Origin of the sequence: Streptomyces sp. NPDC058457 (assembly GCF_042720695.1) — a bacterium.
GTDB lineage: Bacteria > Actinomycetota > Actinomycetes > Streptomycetales > Streptomycetaceae > Streptomyces.
Map to the genome: position 1 here is coordinate 11961 of NZ_JBHXLU010000066.1, position 14863 is coordinate 26823.

General features: G+C 70.4%; 11 protein-coding genes and 2 pseudogenes. 6 read left to right on the top strand and 7 right to left on the bottom strand.

Going from position 1 to position 14863, the window contains the following annotated elements; translation table 11 throughout:
* Positions 1 to 505 precede the first annotated feature (505 nt).
* The 3 genes and pseudogenes from ACFWPS_RS37465 to ACFWPS_RS37475 form a co-directional block, all read left to right on the top strand.
* A complete protein-coding gene (locus tag ACFWPS_RS37465) occupies positions 506 to 1108 on the top strand; it encodes a DUF1269 domain-containing protein (RefSeq protein WP_383713860.1) in 603 nt (200 codons plus the stop codon).
* A gap of 636 nt (positions 1109 to 1744) precedes the next feature.
* Positions 1745 to 1903, top strand: a pseudogene (locus tag ACFWPS_RS37470) (LysR family transcriptional regulator); the annotation flags it as partial.
* Positions 1891 to 2391, top strand: a pseudogene (locus ACFWPS_RS37475) (cation:dicarboxylate symporter family transporter); the annotation flags it as partial. The pseudogenes ACFWPS_RS37470 and ACFWPS_RS37475, both read left to right, overlap by 13 nt.
* 659 nt (positions 2392 to 3050) lie before the next feature.
* On the opposite strand, the gene ACFWPS_RS37480 reads toward ACFWPS_RS37475, so the two are convergent.
* The 3 genes from ACFWPS_RS37480 to ACFWPS_RS37490 form a co-directional block, all read right to left on the bottom strand.
* On the bottom strand, positions 3051 to 4421 hold the full coding sequence (locus ACFWPS_RS37480) for an alpha/beta hydrolase (protein ID WP_383713863.1): 1371 nt from the start codon (positions 4419 to 4421) through the stop codon (positions 3051 to 3053).
* A 516-nt stretch (positions 4422 to 4937) separates the two neighbouring features.
* On the bottom strand, positions 4938 to 5564 hold the full coding sequence (locus tag ACFWPS_RS37485) for a DUF1269 domain-containing protein (protein ID WP_383713866.1): 627 nt from the start codon (positions 5562 to 5564) through the stop codon (positions 4938 to 4940).
* A 501-nt stretch (positions 5565 to 6065) separates the two neighbouring features.
* Positions 6066 to 6848 (bottom strand): hypothetical protein, encoded by a 783-nt coding sequence (locus ACFWPS_RS37490; RefSeq protein ID WP_383713869.1) that lies wholly within the window; start codon positions 6846 to 6848, stop codon positions 6066 to 6068.
* A gap of 426 nt (positions 6849 to 7274) precedes the next feature.
* Between ACFWPS_RS37490 and ACFWPS_RS37495 the strand changes: the two genes are divergently transcribed.
* The gene (locus tag ACFWPS_RS37495; RefSeq protein WP_383713870.1) at positions 7275 to 7859 is read left to right on the top strand and encodes a TetR/AcrR family transcriptional regulator; all 585 of its coding nucleotides are present in this window, start codon (positions 7275 to 7277) and stop codon (positions 7857 to 7859) included.
* A gap of 470 nt (positions 7860 to 8329) precedes the next feature.
* Here the strand turns inward: ACFWPS_RS37495 and ACFWPS_RS37500 are convergent, their stop codons facing one another.
* Positions 8330 to 8800: a hypothetical protein gene (locus tag ACFWPS_RS37500; protein ID WP_383713873.1), complete on the bottom strand. Its 471-nt coding sequence runs from the start codon at positions 8798 to 8800 to the stop codon at positions 8330 to 8332.
* A 149-nt stretch (positions 8801 to 8949) separates the two neighbouring features.
* Here ACFWPS_RS37500 and ACFWPS_RS37505 point away from each other — a divergent pair, with 149 nt between their 5' ends.
* Positions 8950 to 9534 carry a TetR/AcrR family transcriptional regulator gene (locus tag ACFWPS_RS37505; protein ID WP_383713875.1) on the top strand — a complete coding sequence of 195 codons (585 nt, stop codon included), beginning with the start codon at positions 8950 to 8952 and terminating at the stop codon, positions 9532 to 9534.
* A gap of 255 nt (positions 9535 to 9789) precedes the next feature.
* On the opposite strand, the gene ACFWPS_RS37510 is transcribed toward ACFWPS_RS37505, so the two are convergent.
* The 3 genes from ACFWPS_RS37510 to ACFWPS_RS37520 form a co-directional block, all read right to left on the bottom strand.
* Positions 9790 to 10752, bottom strand: a complete 963-nt coding sequence (locus ACFWPS_RS37510; RefSeq protein ID WP_383713877.1) for an alpha/beta hydrolase — start codon at positions 10750 to 10752, stop codon at positions 9790 to 9792.
* Between the two features lie 682 nt (positions 10753 to 11434).
* A complete protein-coding gene (locus tag ACFWPS_RS37515; RefSeq protein ID WP_383713879.1) occupies positions 11435 to 12232 on the bottom strand; it encodes a sugar phosphate isomerase/epimerase family protein in 798 nt (265 codons plus the stop codon).
* On the bottom strand, positions 12229 to 12846 hold the full coding sequence (locus ACFWPS_RS37520) for a TetR/AcrR family transcriptional regulator (protein WP_383713881.1): 618 nt from the start codon (positions 12844 to 12846) through the stop codon (positions 12229 to 12231). Before ACFWPS_RS37520 ends, ACFWPS_RS37515 begins: the two co-directional genes overlap by 4 nt.
* A 427-nt stretch (positions 12847 to 13273) precedes the next feature.
* On the opposite strand from ACFWPS_RS37520, the gene ACFWPS_RS37525 reads away from it, so the two are divergent.
* Positions 13274 to 14860, top strand: coding sequence for an ABC transporter substrate-binding protein (locus ACFWPS_RS37525; protein ID WP_383713884.1), 1587 nt, complete (start codon positions 13274 to 13276; stop codon positions 14858 to 14860).
* Positions 14861 to 14863: the final 3 nt, after the last annotated feature.

Here is a 14863-nt window from a genome sequence, read left to right on the forward strand (position 1 = left end):
CCGCCGGTCCCAACTCCCCGGTGGCGCGAGACGGCCGGGATTCGTGCGACGGAGTCCACACAGCGCTGCCCCTCGTCACCTCTCACCTCAGGTGATGGCCATGCACTTCCTCGCCGCCGCCTCTCCCCTGGACAGCCGCGAGAACTGACGCCTCCGGGATGCGTAACCCGCCGCACGCTCCTGCTCCGCGCACACCTGCGGCATCGACCCGGCGGCGACTGCAGTCGCCCGCGCGCGCGTCGGCCGCAACCCGTCGAAGAGTGTGCGGGCAGGGGCGGCCGACGTGTCCGGGAGAAGACTCTGAAGTTCCGCTCGCGACCGCGAGGGCGACGGCGCAATGACTGACGAGCGCGGGGATCGACGCCGACACGGAACATGGGACGCCTTTCCCCCTCGAGCCGCGAGACAGGTTGACCCACAAGTTTCTGAGACATGTTGACTCACAACTCCTCTTCGATACATACTGTCTCACAGATGCAGTGCACCAACCCCAAGGAGACAGAACATGCCCACGAACGAGAACGCCGTCGTCCTCCGCTTCGCCGACCGCGCCACCGCCTACCAGGCCCTCAGCGACCTCAAGCACCTCACGTCCGCCACGCTCGAGGTCCGCGGGGCCGTCCTGATCGAACGCCTGGAGGACGGCACGGTCCGCGTCCCGGAGGGTCTGGAGACCGAGGCCGGACGCAACACGGCCGTCGGCGGGCTGGTCGGATCGCTGGTCGGCATCCTCGGCGGGCCCCTCGGCATATTGACGGGCTGGGGCATCGGCGCGGTGATCGGCAGCGGCTACGACTACAAGCGGGCCGAGGAGGCCACGGGCACCGTCACCCTCCTCACCTCGCACATGCCGCCCGGCGGCACCGCCATCCTCGCCGAGATCCGGGAGACCGACCCCCAGCCCCTCGACCTCCTGGCCATGCGCTACGACGCGGTCCTCGAGCGTCACCCCTCCGACTCGGTGCGCACCGAACTCAAGGCCATGGAGGAAGCCGCCGACCGGATCCGGAAGGACGAGGCCAAGGACCGGCGCGACCGCAAGCGCACCGAGACCGAGCAGAAGATCAAGGGCGGCGTCGCGCAGCTGAAGCAGAAGATCACCCGCTAGCCGGCCGCACGAGCACGGGGTCCCCCAGCCCCGCAGGGCGGAGGCGAGCCAAGCCGTGCCCACACCCACCACCGTTGTCATCGTCCGGTCAGCGCCGTCGCCGTGGTCTCGGGATCCGGAACGATCACGGTGACGGTGGCGGACGGCGTTGCTGTCATCATCGCCGCCGAATCGGTTACTGCACTGGGAGGACGAAGGCACGCACCCGGCCGAGGACGCGCGCACGGCGCTGGCGACCGCCGACCCGCGCGCGCTCTTCGAGCTCGGCGCTCATCCCTTCGTCCTTCACCATTTCGCCTTCCGCCTGGCCAGCGGCTTCAGCATGCTTTCATCCAGAGGTATCTCGGACAGCTGCAGGACCTCACCGTAGGAGTTCGCGAGGTGGCGGAGCAGATGCACAGCCTGGCCGAACGCAACGTCCGGGTCACCGTGCCGAGCCGAGGCGGGCCGGGCGGGGACGGCTCTGCGGAGCCCTCCGGAACGCGACTGCCCACGGCTGACGGTCGCCTCAGTCGTCGGTGACGGTCGCGCGGCGAGATCGGCGCTTCGATGGTGGCCTCTTCACGGCCCGGAGCTCCCGGCTCACCTCCTGGCGCTGGAAAACCCGTTCGAGGCCGCCAATCAGTAGGGGTACGTGTGGACATCAGGCACTTGGAATACTTCCTGGCGATCGTCGATCACGGGGGGTTCAACCGTGCCGCAGCGGCGCTCTATGTCTCCCAGCCGTCGTTGTCGCAGGCTGTGCGGGCGCTGGAGCGGGATCTGGGCGCGGATCTCTTCCATCGAAGCTCGAGGGTCTCGGCATCCGGAGGGACATCGTCGGACTGACCGTCCCGACCGGCTACTCCTTCAACCTCGACGGCAGCTCCATCTACCTGTCCCTGGCCGCCGTCTACATCGCGCAGGCCACCGACACCCCCCTCGGACTCGGCCAGCAGCTCGGACTGCTCGCCGTCATGATCCTCACTTCCAAGGGCTCGGGCGGCATCACCGGAGCCGGCTTCATCGCACTCGCTGCCACCCTCTCCACCGCCGGCCCCATCCCCGCGGCCGGCATCATGCTCATCTTCGGCATCGACAAGTTCATGTCCGAATGCCGCGCTCTGACCAACCTCGCCGGCAACAGCGTGGCCACCCTCGTCGTCGCTCGTTGGGAGAACGCCCTCGACACCGCGCACGTGAACAAGGTCCTGCGTTCCGGAAAACCCCAGCCCCCGGCAGAACAGGTACAGGTCCTCGACCAGCCCCCCGCCGGCCCGGCCGAAGTGCCGACCAAGGCCTGACCGGGTCGGCCTCCGCCACAGCACGTCCCGGGGTGATCGTCGCGCCCACCCCGGGATCCGCACACGCCAGACGCGTGTGCCCCCTCGGTGCCCGGCCGTACTGCGCCCGGGCACCGAGTCGTACGCGCGTCTGACGCGAGAAACACAGTCTCGTACGTTCGGCCGAAGGCCGATCCTTCACGTGCACCGTGCCCATCAGGAACGGATCCGCCCGAGCGAATGGACTGCGTGACGCCGGTACCCTGGAGTCGGTGCTCGGCCACGAGGGGAGCAGCGAGATCCCTCCACAGGCCGACGTCACCGCTCGCGCGTGCCGCCTGGACGCGGTCCTCGGCGGGTCCCGCAACGAGTGGGCCGTTCCGGTCGACGAGCACAAGGCCCTCCTTCGCGGAAAAGTGCCGCTGTGGTCATGGGCGGGACGCCGTCGGCTCGGCCATGCCGGTCATGCTCGTGGCGCATATCGAGTCACGATCAGCCTGAGGTCTCGCCCTCTCGGCAGGGGACTCCGCGCTCGCGCCGCACAGCACTACCGCCCCGCCACCGGAACGAGACACTCCCTCGCGTAAAACGCCGGGTACCGGCCCTCCGCCACTCCGGACTGACCATCGCCGACATCGGCGGTGCCCCGAACCGGGGCTCCGCCGATGCCTGCACCCAGTTCAGTGCAGTCCGGTGATGAAGGAGGGGAGTGAGGTGGTGAGGGTGTTGCGTTCCGGCGCGGCGAACAGCGGGTCGAGGTGGTTCATCCCGTTGTCCGTCTCGTAAGCCGCGTACGGGATACGGGAGTTCGCGACGACGTCGCGGGCGGCCGACTCGATCGTCCCCTGCGCATAGCTGGTCTGGAAGACGAAGAGGGGGACGTCGAGGCCGGCGGAGTGGGACAGCCGCAGGCCCAGGGATCGGGTCAGGTCGGTGTCCGTGTAGGCGTCGGTGACGTCGAGGTCGACGGAGAGCCGGGCCGGCCAGTACCACTCCCACACCGCCGGCTCGGGGCCGCCCGCATACGCCGTGGCGACCCGGCTGATGGGGGTGATGCCGGTGTCGACCCAGCCGCGGACGTCCCCACCGACCGCGAGGTGTCCGGAGTGGACGCTGATGTCGTTCGGCCACCCGAAGCCGCTGTCCACCAGGACGCCCAGCAGCGCGGCGTTCGTGACGGGGACCGGGGGCCGCAGGGCGTCCGGCATCCGTGGCTGCAGGACGGAAGGTCCATCGGGCTCGCGGTAGGCGTACCAGCCGGCGAGCTGGTACCAGATCTGTGTGCTCTCGGCCCGGCTGCCGAGCCCGACGGCGCTCAGGGTCAGGTCGAAGACGGCACCGCCCTCGATGGCGGCCAGCCGTTCCCTCACCTGCTCCGGCGAGTTCTCCACCGGCTCCCCGTTCCCGGCGAACGCGCCCCTCACCCCGCCATCTATGAGGACCAGGGCGGACAGTTGGTCGTATCCGGGGCTGCCGTCGAAGTCCCAGGCGGCATACGCCATCGCCGTGGTGGCGCCCCAGGAGTGGCCGCCGAGCACGACCCGGCGCCGGCCTCCGCCGGCCGCGGCCAGCACGACCGCGCGCAAGTCGCAGAGGGTGCGGGCCAGGCCCCAGTGGCCCGCGAAGCCTGAGGTGGCGGGATCGAGTGAGCGGTAGTGGCCGTCCAGGTAGTAGGCGGCCGGGTCGGTGGTGGTGAATCCGGTGCGGTCGGCCAGGTTCTCCTCGCGCCGGTCGAACGCCCAGACCTGCACGCCGGGCAACTGCGCGACCAGGTCCCGGGCGAGCAGCCGGAAGTCGTTCGCGGCCCCGAACATGCCCGGAACCAGCACCAATACGATGTGCGCGGTGTCAGGGCCCACCTTGAGGACATGAACGCGGTCCGACCCGGCCGGACCGCCGCCGGCACCTACGGCGACCGGCACGTACGACTCCGGGGGGCCCACGGCGGCGGTGGCGGGGCGGGTGGCCAGGGCCGGGACGGCGACACCGCCGAGGGCTGCGGCCAGCACCGACCTGCGCGACAGGCCTGTCGTCATGAAGCGCTTCGTCATCGGGCACACCCGCCCACGCGGTCGCCGCTCATGGTCATGCCGTCGGTCCGCAGGCCGTGCACGGAAGGGACGGGGTCCGGCCGGAACCACGGCCGGCACGGCTCGGGCTCGTCAAGGTACGGGAAGGCGAAGTCCGTTGCGCTGCAGCCGTGTTGCTGTGTGGAGATGCTCAACTCGGGTTCCTCCTTACTGTCTTTATATGGGCCTGTATCCCATATGCGAGTGGTTGGGACGTCGTGGGTGTCGGTCATGCCCAGCGGCAGTCCGGCGCACGGCCGGGGCCCGCCGACGGGCGCCGCGCCTCGGACAGGGCGACAGGGGGCGAGGGCACGGGCGCCGGTGCTCTCTTCCGACGCCGGACGGGGCGGCCGGAGCCGGACGGGGCGGTCTCGGCGGGTGTCGGGCCGGGCGGGTCGGCCGAGGCAGGTGTGGGGTGGCCCACTCCGACCGACCGGGCACTTGGGGAGGGTGAACCGCGGTGCGGTCCGCGCCCCGCGTCCGCAGTGCTCCCGGTGCTCACACCGCGAGCGTCCCCTGAGGCGTGGTGTCGTCGCCCTCCTCGCGCCGGCCGGGGCGTCGGCCGAGTTTCTGCGCGATCTCGGTGCGCTTGTTCTCGCGCCCGGCCTTCGCCTCGTCCTTGCGGATCTGTTCGGCGGCTTCCTCCATGGCCTTGAGTTCGGCGCGCACGCTGTCGAGGGGGCGGCGCTCCAGTACGGCGTCGTAGCGCATGGCCAGCAGGTCCAGTGCCTGGGTGTCGCTCTCCTCGACCTCGGCCAGGATGATCGTGCCGCCGGGCGGGACATGGCGGACGAAGGCGTCGACGGCGGTACTGACATGCTCGGCCCGCCGGTAGTCGTGGCCTCCGCCGATCAGTGCGCCGACGCCCCAGCCCATGAGGACGCCGAGGGGACCGGCGAGGATGCCGACCAGCGAGCCGACCAGCCCGCCGACCGCGGCGCCGCGCCCGGCCGTGGTCTCCATCCCTTCGGGGACGCGCACGGCGCCGTCTTCGAGGCGTTCGATCAGGACGGCGGCGCGGACCCGCGTCGTGACGGGGCTGAGGTACTTCAGGTCACTGAGGGCCTGGTAGGCCGTTGCGCGCTCGGCGAAACGCAAGGTGAGGGCGTTCTCATGCACGGACATGGACTCTCCTTCGGTCGACAGACCCCTCGCGGGGCCGCGTTCAGTGGTGGACGGCCGCGGTACCGGGCCTCGCCGGACCTCACGAACCATCTGTGAGACAGTATGTATCGAAGAGAGGTTGTGAGTCAATCTGTCTCACAAGTTGAGGGTGGCGAGTACTGCCGTCACTTCCCGGGCGGAGAGCGCGAGTTGGACGAGAACAGGCCGGGGCGACAGGCCTGGGGCGGTACAGGGCGACGAACAGTCCGAGCGCGCTTCGCGGCGACATCGAGAACTCACTCCACGACGCCATCGGCATCCAGTACTCCCCGTGCCGACCGGCATCGCGCGAGACGAGAGAGGCGCCGATGTGGCAATGCTCCGCGCCTCACCAGCAGGCACCCGGATCGGCCGACCACCGGACTGCCCGGATCGTTCTTCCCTGCGACCGACAACCGGCAGCGGCGGCGGCTCGCTCGTCGAGGAAGACCGGGTTCGCGGGCGACAGTTCCGTCGCGCGGGTCACCAGCGACCGGGTGAGCCTGCTGCCGAGCACGGTGCGCAGGCCCCAGATCTCGCCGTCGGCACGCGGCTCGGGTCCGTCGCCAACCCTGCCGTAGTCGCCTTGGGCGTAGCCGGCAGTGCACGCGCCCTCGCTGCCCGGACAGCCCCTACGGCGGCGCGCTTGGCCTGCCTTCCGGAGCCCCGTGCGGCCGCCAGCCCCGAGGGCAGGCTCCGCGCCGGTGCCCCGAGCACCCTGATCAGCCAGCCGTCGCACGACACGTTCTCCTTGACGCCGTCACCGAACACCGGGACCGTCGACGACTGCACGGAGGAGAGGTGGCATGCGCTGGCGACATCGGTGCACTGCTTGCCCGGCGTCAGGTCCTCGACCTCGCCGGCGGTGAGGCCGATGACGTCGGGGCGGGCTCGCACATGCCGCCGGCCGACGTCGGCCGGGTCGGCGTCACTGCACGGCGTCAGGTATCCGTCGAGCGCGTCCACTTGACGGGCGGATGCCATGTTCGGATCGAGTTCGGGCACGCCCTGGACGCCGAGTTGTTCGCGCAGGTTCCGTACGCCGGGCCGCTGTTCGGCCCGGCTCAGCCGGGCGTCGCGCAGGACGAGCGTCTCCTGCGAGGAGGCAGGCGGCGTCCGGGGCATTGGGGTGCCGGTGCCGAAGGGGTCCGTCAGGCCTCCGAGGGCCGCGTCCGCGGCACCGGGCAGAAAGGCGACGGTCAGTGCGAGTCCGGCCGTCGCCGCGAATACGGTCGCGCGCGTTCCGCATACGAAGGCTCTCGCCATGCTGTTCCCACCCGGCCCCGCCTCGCCCAGCGCACGAGGGCGCCGCGGTCCCACCCTGCTCCACATCGCGGGCTCCCGGACCCGCCCGAAAGCACCTCCATGGTTTGTCCACTCGGCGCGCAGGCCACGGGCCATGCTCCACGGCACGCGAGGACGGCGCGCGTGCCGCGGTGACACGCGACATACCGCCTTCGAGGCGTTCCGCCAAGGCGGCACCACGGCCATCGAGAGGCAGGACGACCGCGTCACCGTTCACGGACGTGGGCCCGCTCTCGGTCGACGGCCGCCCCACGCGCCCGCACGGACCACTGAACAGATACGGGTCGGGCCTCGGCGGGACTTTTCACCGCCACCTGTGAGACGATATGTATCGAAGATTGATTATGAATCAATACGTCTCACAAGAGCCGCGAAAGAGGTGTTCCGATGCCCCGGACCAACGACGACCCCCGCGCCCTGCGCAGCCGCGCCGCCGCCCTGACCGCCGCCACCGAACTCCTCGTCGAAGGCGGCCCCGAAAACGTCACCCACGCCACCGTCGCCCGCCGCGCCGGAATCGGCCGCGCCACCGTCTACCGCCACTGGCCCGAGCAGCAGGCCCTTCTCATCGACGCACTCGCCAACGACGTCCGGCCCATGCTGGCCTTCGACGACGGCCCCGTCCGCGACCAGCTGGTCGCCCAACTGGTGCAGATGGCCGATCGACTCAACCAGCCGAGTGCCGTGTCGGTCATCGCCACGGTCATCCAGCGTGCCGAGCGGGACAAGGACGCGCGGCGCATCCGCGAGGAGATCTTCGGCACGGCCGACGAAGACTTCACCCGGGCACTGGCCGCCGGCGCCGCACGTGGTGAACTGCGCCCCGGCGTCCAGGAGCACGCCAAGGATCTCATCGCGCGCATTGTTGGGCCGCTGCTCTTCCACCGCTTCCTGCACGGTGAACGGCTTGAGAAGGACCTGGTGGTCAGCCTGGTCGACGCGGCGCTTGCACCCTGGTTGCCGCACGCGTGAACCGCCCGTGTGGTCCACGCCGTCAGCCGTCGAACCGCACGCCCGCCTCCGCCGCCTCGCCCCGGGCCGTGGAGCCGGACCCACCCACCCCCGGTGGCCACTCCCCGCCAGGACAGCGCGCCGCGCACAAGGCGTCGACCGGTGCCGCCGCGCCGCCCCCGCCCTCGCCCGCCCCACCGGAACGGTGCACGAAGGCCGGTTCACCGACGGCACCGACCGCAGGCGCCGCTCACCTGGTGCGCGTCCACGTCGCAGCCACAGCCGTAGGCGCGGTCGTCACATGCCTGCCTCGCGGATCCGTCGCGGGTCACACATCCCCGTCCGCGACGGCCACCAGGAGGGCGGCGGGCCGCTGCCGTGACCCGGAAACTCGGCGGCACCCGAGGGCGCCGCCGGATGAAAGCCGTGAAGGTGAGCCCGCGTCACGGGCGGCAGGGAACCGCGCCGCGCCCGCCGGCCCTGTGGCCCGGCTATGCGGCGGTCGTCCGCCGGAGTGTCGCGACCGCGGCCGAGAACTCCCACGCGGTTTCCGGTGGCTCGTCCTCGGACCGGGCCGCCCCCTCCCCCCTGGCGTCCGCGACGCCGCCTTCCACCACACGCAGCCCCCCGCACACGGAGCCGGCCGGGAAGCGCTCCAGGACCGCGCCGTACCACAGGGCCAGCATGTCGATGGTGTCGGTGCCCTCTTCCCGGACCTCGACGAGGATGACCGCGCCTTCGAGCGGGATCCGTGCGACGCGGGCCACGGCCGCCGTGTACGGCTCCACCGCGCCGTCCGTGTCCCCGGTGACGCGCGCCGAGCCGCCCTCCAGGCACTCGATCAGTACGGTGGAACGGACCTGCGCGTTCTCGGCGCTGAGGTCTTTCAGGCCGTTCAGCGCCCTGAACGCGGCGGCACGGTCGGTGAAGTGGAGAGTGATGACGTTCTCGTTCATGGGCATGAGCCGTCTCCTCGGACCATGCGGCAGGCCCCCTGGCGGACCTGCGGCTGACGGTGGCAGGGTGATCACCCGGCCATCTGTGAGACAGTATGTATCGAAGAAGAGTGTGAGTCAATCCGTCTCATAGATTGTGCGAGAGAGGTGTCCCGATGCCCCGGACCAACGACGACCCCCGCGCCCTGCGCAGCCGCGCCGCCGCCCTGACCGCCGCCACCGAACTCCTCGTCGAAGGCGGCCCCGAAAACGTCACCCACGCCACCGTCGCCCGCCGCGCCGGAATCGGCCGCGCCACCGTCTACCGCCACTGGCCCGACCGGCACAGCCTGCTCATGGACGCGCTCGCCGACAGTGTCCGCCCCCTGCTCACCTTCGACGACAGCCCAGTCCGCGACCAGCTGACGGACCAGTTGCAGAAGCAGACCAGCTGGCTCAACCAGCCGTCCTCCGCGTCCATCATGGCCGCCGTCTTCGAACGAGCCGAACGCGACGAGAAGGCACGGCGTATCCGCGAGGACGTGTTCGGCCGCGTCGACCAGCATTTCAGGGACGCCCTCAGCGCTGCCGCCCGCCGCGGCGAACTCCGCCCCGGCGTCCAGTCACACGCCCACCAGCTCATGGCCCGCATCGTCGGCCCCCTGTTCTTCCGGCGCTCCGTGCTCGGCGAACCGATCGACAAGGACACCGTGGCCGGCGAGGTCGACAGCGCCCTGGCCCCCTGGCTGCCCAAGACATGACACACCAATGAGACGACGGCCGACCCGGACGCGCGGGACGGCCTCGCCCGCTGTCACCGCTCCGCCTTCACCTTCACCGTCGTCGTCACCTTGCTCGGGGCCATCCACACCTTCGACCTGATCGCGGCGACGCCCCGGGGCGGCCCGGGAACGGCGCCACCCGTCAGGATCTCGATGAGGGGGTCTTCCCGTCGCTCCCGATGGAGCGGGCGCACCTGGGAGTGACGGAAGCACGGGGCAACACGGTCGTTCGGCTCAGTCCCGCGGACGGAGAGCCTCGCGCATCGCCTCCAGCCGGGCCCGCCGCAGTGCTCTGACGACAGGATGCTCGGGCGCGACCAACTCGAACGCGTGATGGGCGCCGGGTACGGTCGTCAGCTCACATTTCACACCGGCCTCGTCGAGGCGCCGCGCGTAGTCGACGCTCTCCTGATGGAAAAGGTCGATCTCTCCGACGCTGATCCACGCCGGCGCGAGTCCGCCGAGGTCCGCGCGCCGGCCCGGCACGGCATAGGGGCGTTCCTCCGGTTCGCCCGGAGCATGTCCCAGATAGCTGGTCCACGCGAACCTGTTCGCGGGAACCGTCCACGCGACGCTGACTCGGCCTTCCGCCTCCGCCCGTACGACGGTCCGGTCGTCCAGCATGGGTGCGACCAGCACCTGCAGGCGCAGCCCGACCCCGGTGTCGTGGGCCCGCTGGGCGACTGTCGCGGCGAGCCCGCCACCCGCGCTCTCGCCTCCGACGACGATCCGTTCCGGGTCGATTCCGAGTTCGTCGGCGTGAGTGAGCATCCACTGGAGTGCCGCGAAACAGTCGTCCGGGGCCGCGGGACAGGGGTGCTCGGGTGCGAGCCGGTAGTCCGGCACGACGACGAGCGCGCCAAGGTCAACGGCGAAGGCGGACGCGATGTCGTTGGAGTGCTCGGCGGATCCGATGATGAGGCCGCCGCCGAACAGCCAGAGAAGCGCCCCGCCGGGCCGCTCGCGGCCGTCGGGCTCGTACACCATCGCGGTGAGCTGGGGGTGACCCGGTACCGCTCGGCGCTCGGCACGCACGCCGGCCCGGACCTCCGTCTTCGCGCTGCCGGTCTCCCGCGCCATCCGCAGGGCGAGCACGGGATCCAGGTCGGCATCGGGAACGTCGAAGAAGGGTGCCATGAAGGCGGGATCAACGGCTGCGAGTGCCTCTTCGAAGGTGGTGGGCACGGGGTGGGGCATGGTGTCTCCGGTCATGACGAAGGAACGGGGATCGGATGGCTGCCGGGTCGGAGGTGCGGGTCCTCCCGGCCCCGGCAGGCGAAGGACTCGCACTCCTCGGGTGTTGCCGGGTACGCCGACCTCTGTCTCCACCGAGATACGCTCATCGCCGAGTTCGTGGCCCCTGACCCCACGGGGTCGTTCTCGGGAAGACCGCGGCACTTCTCCGTGAGGTCACTCTCGGCACGCTCGCGGACCCAGCGGACCCCGGCGACGCATGGCCTCGTAGTTCTCGGTGAGGACCCGCAGGTCCCGGGCTCGGAGTCCACACCGACTCCGGCTGGACAAGCCGCTCGACGGTGCGGTCGCGGGGAGTAGCCGATCGCATGTGATCGTTTCTCCGTCTGCTCGTTCGGTACGGGCGCTCAGTGGTCGAATCTCCTGGCGCAGCGGGGCAGGCGTCTTCCACGACTGCGCGGTCCGGCTGGTCCGCCCGCAGCCCGCGGCCGTCCGGGACGTCGGTCCAGAGGGCGCGCGGGCGGGGCGGTAGCGGACCGGCTGTGGCGCGGTGACCTCGTCGGCGCGGCCCGTCATCGCGGCAGACGCCGTACACCCGGCACGGCCCGAACCGGTCCCGCTCCCCCGACGCGTTTCCGTCGGACCGCGCGGTTCCCTGCCGCGGGACGCCGGCGGCTCGGGAGCGTCAGGGGATGGTCAGGCCGCCCGCCAGGAGGGCTTGCCGGTTGGCCGCGAGCAGTTCGAAGCGGTCGGCTTCCGTCTGGTCGATCTCCGTGATGTGCCACCGCAGGTGGGCTCCCGCGCGCAACGCACCCGGGATGTCGATGTCTCCGGTACCGATGGGTGTCTGCGGTGCTTCCCGTATGGCCGGCCCGTCCTTGAGGTGGACGGCCACGACGCGTTCGCCGAGGCGTTCGACGACCTCGGCCGGGTCCTGGCCGGCCACGGCGGCCCAGTAGACGTCGACCTCGGCAAGGACCTCGGCGTCGAGCAGATCCCACAACAGGTCGAAGGCGGGGGCGCCGCCCGGCAGCCGGGCCCACTCGAAGTGGTGGTTGTGGTACCCGAGCCGGATACCCGCGCCGACCAGCTCCCGCGCCGCCTCGTTGAGACGGTCGGCGAAGGCGCGTACTCCGTCAACGCTCTCCAGGGACCGCTCGTCGAAGCCGTCGACGAGCCAGGGAACCGGCACGAAGGCGGTGTCCGTGCCCAGGATCCGGCAGGTCTCGATCACCGACGCCTGGCTGTCGGCCGAGACGGCGACGTGCACGGAGCTGACACCGAGGCCGGCCGCGTCCAGGTCCGCGCGCAACGCATGGGCGGAGGCCGCCAGTTCGCCGGGAGGTGTGTTCCACAGACCGAGCGCGAACGGCTCGACGTGGCGGAAGCCGAGCGCGGCGAGGCGGGCGAGAGTGCCGCGGCGGTCGGTCTGCAGAGCCTCGATCACGCTGTACAGCTGGACGGCGAGGGTGCCAGGTCTCATTCTTCGTCCTCTGATTGTGCGACCTGCGGGAAAGTCATACTCATGAAGGCCCGGACCGGGCCGACGATGTCGAGGTCCTGGTCGAGCAGCCATTGCAACTGCAGGCCGTTGAGCACGGCCTGCAGCAGGGTGGCGGCGTGTTCGGGGGCGAGCGCCTCGTGGAGTTCTCCGCGCCGTTCCTTGCCGCGCATACCTCGTGTGAACCGGTCGTTCCCCCAGGCGTAGCGATGGGCGAAGTATCCGTGCGCGGGATGCCCGGGACGTGAGGCGGCAACCGCGAGCTCGATCCACAGCCGCATCAGCTCGGGGGCTTTCTGATGGTGGCGCAGCATGTCGCCGAGGTACGGCGCGAGGTGGTCCATGTCCGGGACCTTCGACTCGGCGTACCGCCGCTCCTCGGTGTCGCGCTCGGCGAGTACGGCGGCGAGCAGGTCGTCCTTGTTGCGGAAGTGATGCAGCAGCCCGGCATGGGTGATCCCGGCCCGCTCGGCGATGTCCCGCAGCGAAGCCTTCGTGAACCCGTGTTCCGCGAAGCTCGCACGCGCCGCCCGGACGATCTCCGCCCGCCTGGCCGGGGTCTTGGTGTACGGGCCGCGGGCCCTGGGTTGAGCCACAGTGCGCTTCCTCCTCTCGAGCCCCGTCATCACGATGCCGAAAACCTTCCAAGGCTTAAAATTTCAAGCCTGCCCGGAGTCTGAGCCGCGATCACCGCGAACGCAAGGGGCGGGACGCGGCGATTTCACGCCAGATAACGCTCTGATTACGAACGCGACCTCCACTCTTCCCGCGCATCGCGGCGAGGCTTACCTTCCGAGTGAAATTCGACCACGTGGTAACTGTTCGGATGGCGAGGCACAGCGACGGAACCGCGACCGCTGCGATGGCCCCGCTCACCACCACACGCCTGCACCGCCCAGGGCTCCGCCGCACGACCCCACACCTGCATCGACCCATGCGTGCACCCGTGCCTGACCGCACCGACCTACCGACGCACCGACGACCGCCTCGGCTCTCCAGGTTCCAGGACGAAGGAATCCACCCATGCGCATCCGCTTCTCGCACTCCCGGCCCAGGCCACGGCCGCACTCGCAGGCCCTGACCGCCGCGGTGGCCATAGCCCTGCTGGCGACGGCCACGGCGGCGTGCGACAGCACCCCGGCCGCGACCTCGAACTCCGGCGCCGACCAGACCCTCGCGCTGTCCATCCTCGGCACCCCCAACTCGTTCGACCCCGCCCAGCTCATCGAGGGCCAGCAGACCTACGTCTGGGACTCGATCTTCGACACGCTGCTCCTCCAGGACAACAAGGGCGAGCTCCACCCCGGCGCGGCGCAGAGCTGGTCGTACTCGAAGGACGGCCGCACGCTGACGCTGAAGATCCGTCAGGGCATGAAGTTCAGCTCGGGCGACCCGGTGGACGCGAACGCGGTGAAGGCCACCCTGGACCGGATCCACTCGACACCCGGCCAGAGCCAGCTGTCGCTGGCCGCCGTCTCCTCCGTCGAAGCCCCCGACGCCTCCACGGTGGTCATCAGGCTCAAGCAGCCCGACGCCTCACTGCTCCTCTCGCTGTCGACGGCCCCCGGCGTGATCGGCGACCCGAAGACGATGGCGAACAAGTCCACCGCCCTGAACCCGGTCGGCTCCGGCCCGTACACCCTCGACACGAAGTCGACGGTCAACGGCTCCGTCTACGTCCTCAACCGCCGGAACGACTACTGGAACAAGAAGGCGTACCCCTTCAAGACGGTCAAGATCCGCGTGATCACCGACCCCACCGCATCGGCGAACGCCCTCAAGGCGGGCCAGACCAACTCAGGCACCATCGACCCCTCGCAGGTGTCCGCGATCAAGGCGGCCGGGTTCCGGATCACCCATGTGGAAGCGACCGCGGGCGCCTACCTCGTCCTCGGCGACCGCACGGGCAGCAAGCTGAAGCCACTGGGCGACCTGCGCGTCCGCAAGGCCATCAACATGGCCTTCGACCGGCAGAAGATCGTCCAGCAGATACTGCAGGGCTCCGGCAAGGCCACCGACCAACTGTTCAACCCCAAGGGCGGGGCCTACGACGCGGCGCTCGACAAGATGTATCCCTTCGACGTCGCCGGGGCGAAGAAGCTCCTCGCCGAGGCCGGCTACCCGAAGGGCTTCTCCGTCACCATGCCGAGCCTCGTCTTCACCAAGAGCTTCGAGCCGATCTTCACCCAGGCGCTCGGTGACATCGGCATCAAGGTGACCTGGGAGCCGGTGCCCGCACAGCAGTCCACCACCGCCGTCTCGTCGGGCAAGTACCCGATGTACCTGATCGTCGACGGCCTCAGCTCCGACCCGGGCATGACCAGGAGCTTCTACAGCCCGACCGGCTTCCGCAACGTGTTCCACTCCACCGACCCGAAGCTGACCAAGCTGCTCGGGCAGGCCGCCCAGGAGCTCGACCCGGCGAAGTCGGCCGGGATCTACCGGGAGATCAACGAGTTCGGCGTGGAGAACGCCTGGCTGACACCCGTCTTCTACATCGGCACCGACTGGGCCACCAAGAAGGGCATCACCTACCTCGGCGACGGCTCCGCCACGATGGCCACCATCCGGCAGTTCGGCGTGGCCGGCTCCGCGCAGTCCGGAGGGTGAGCG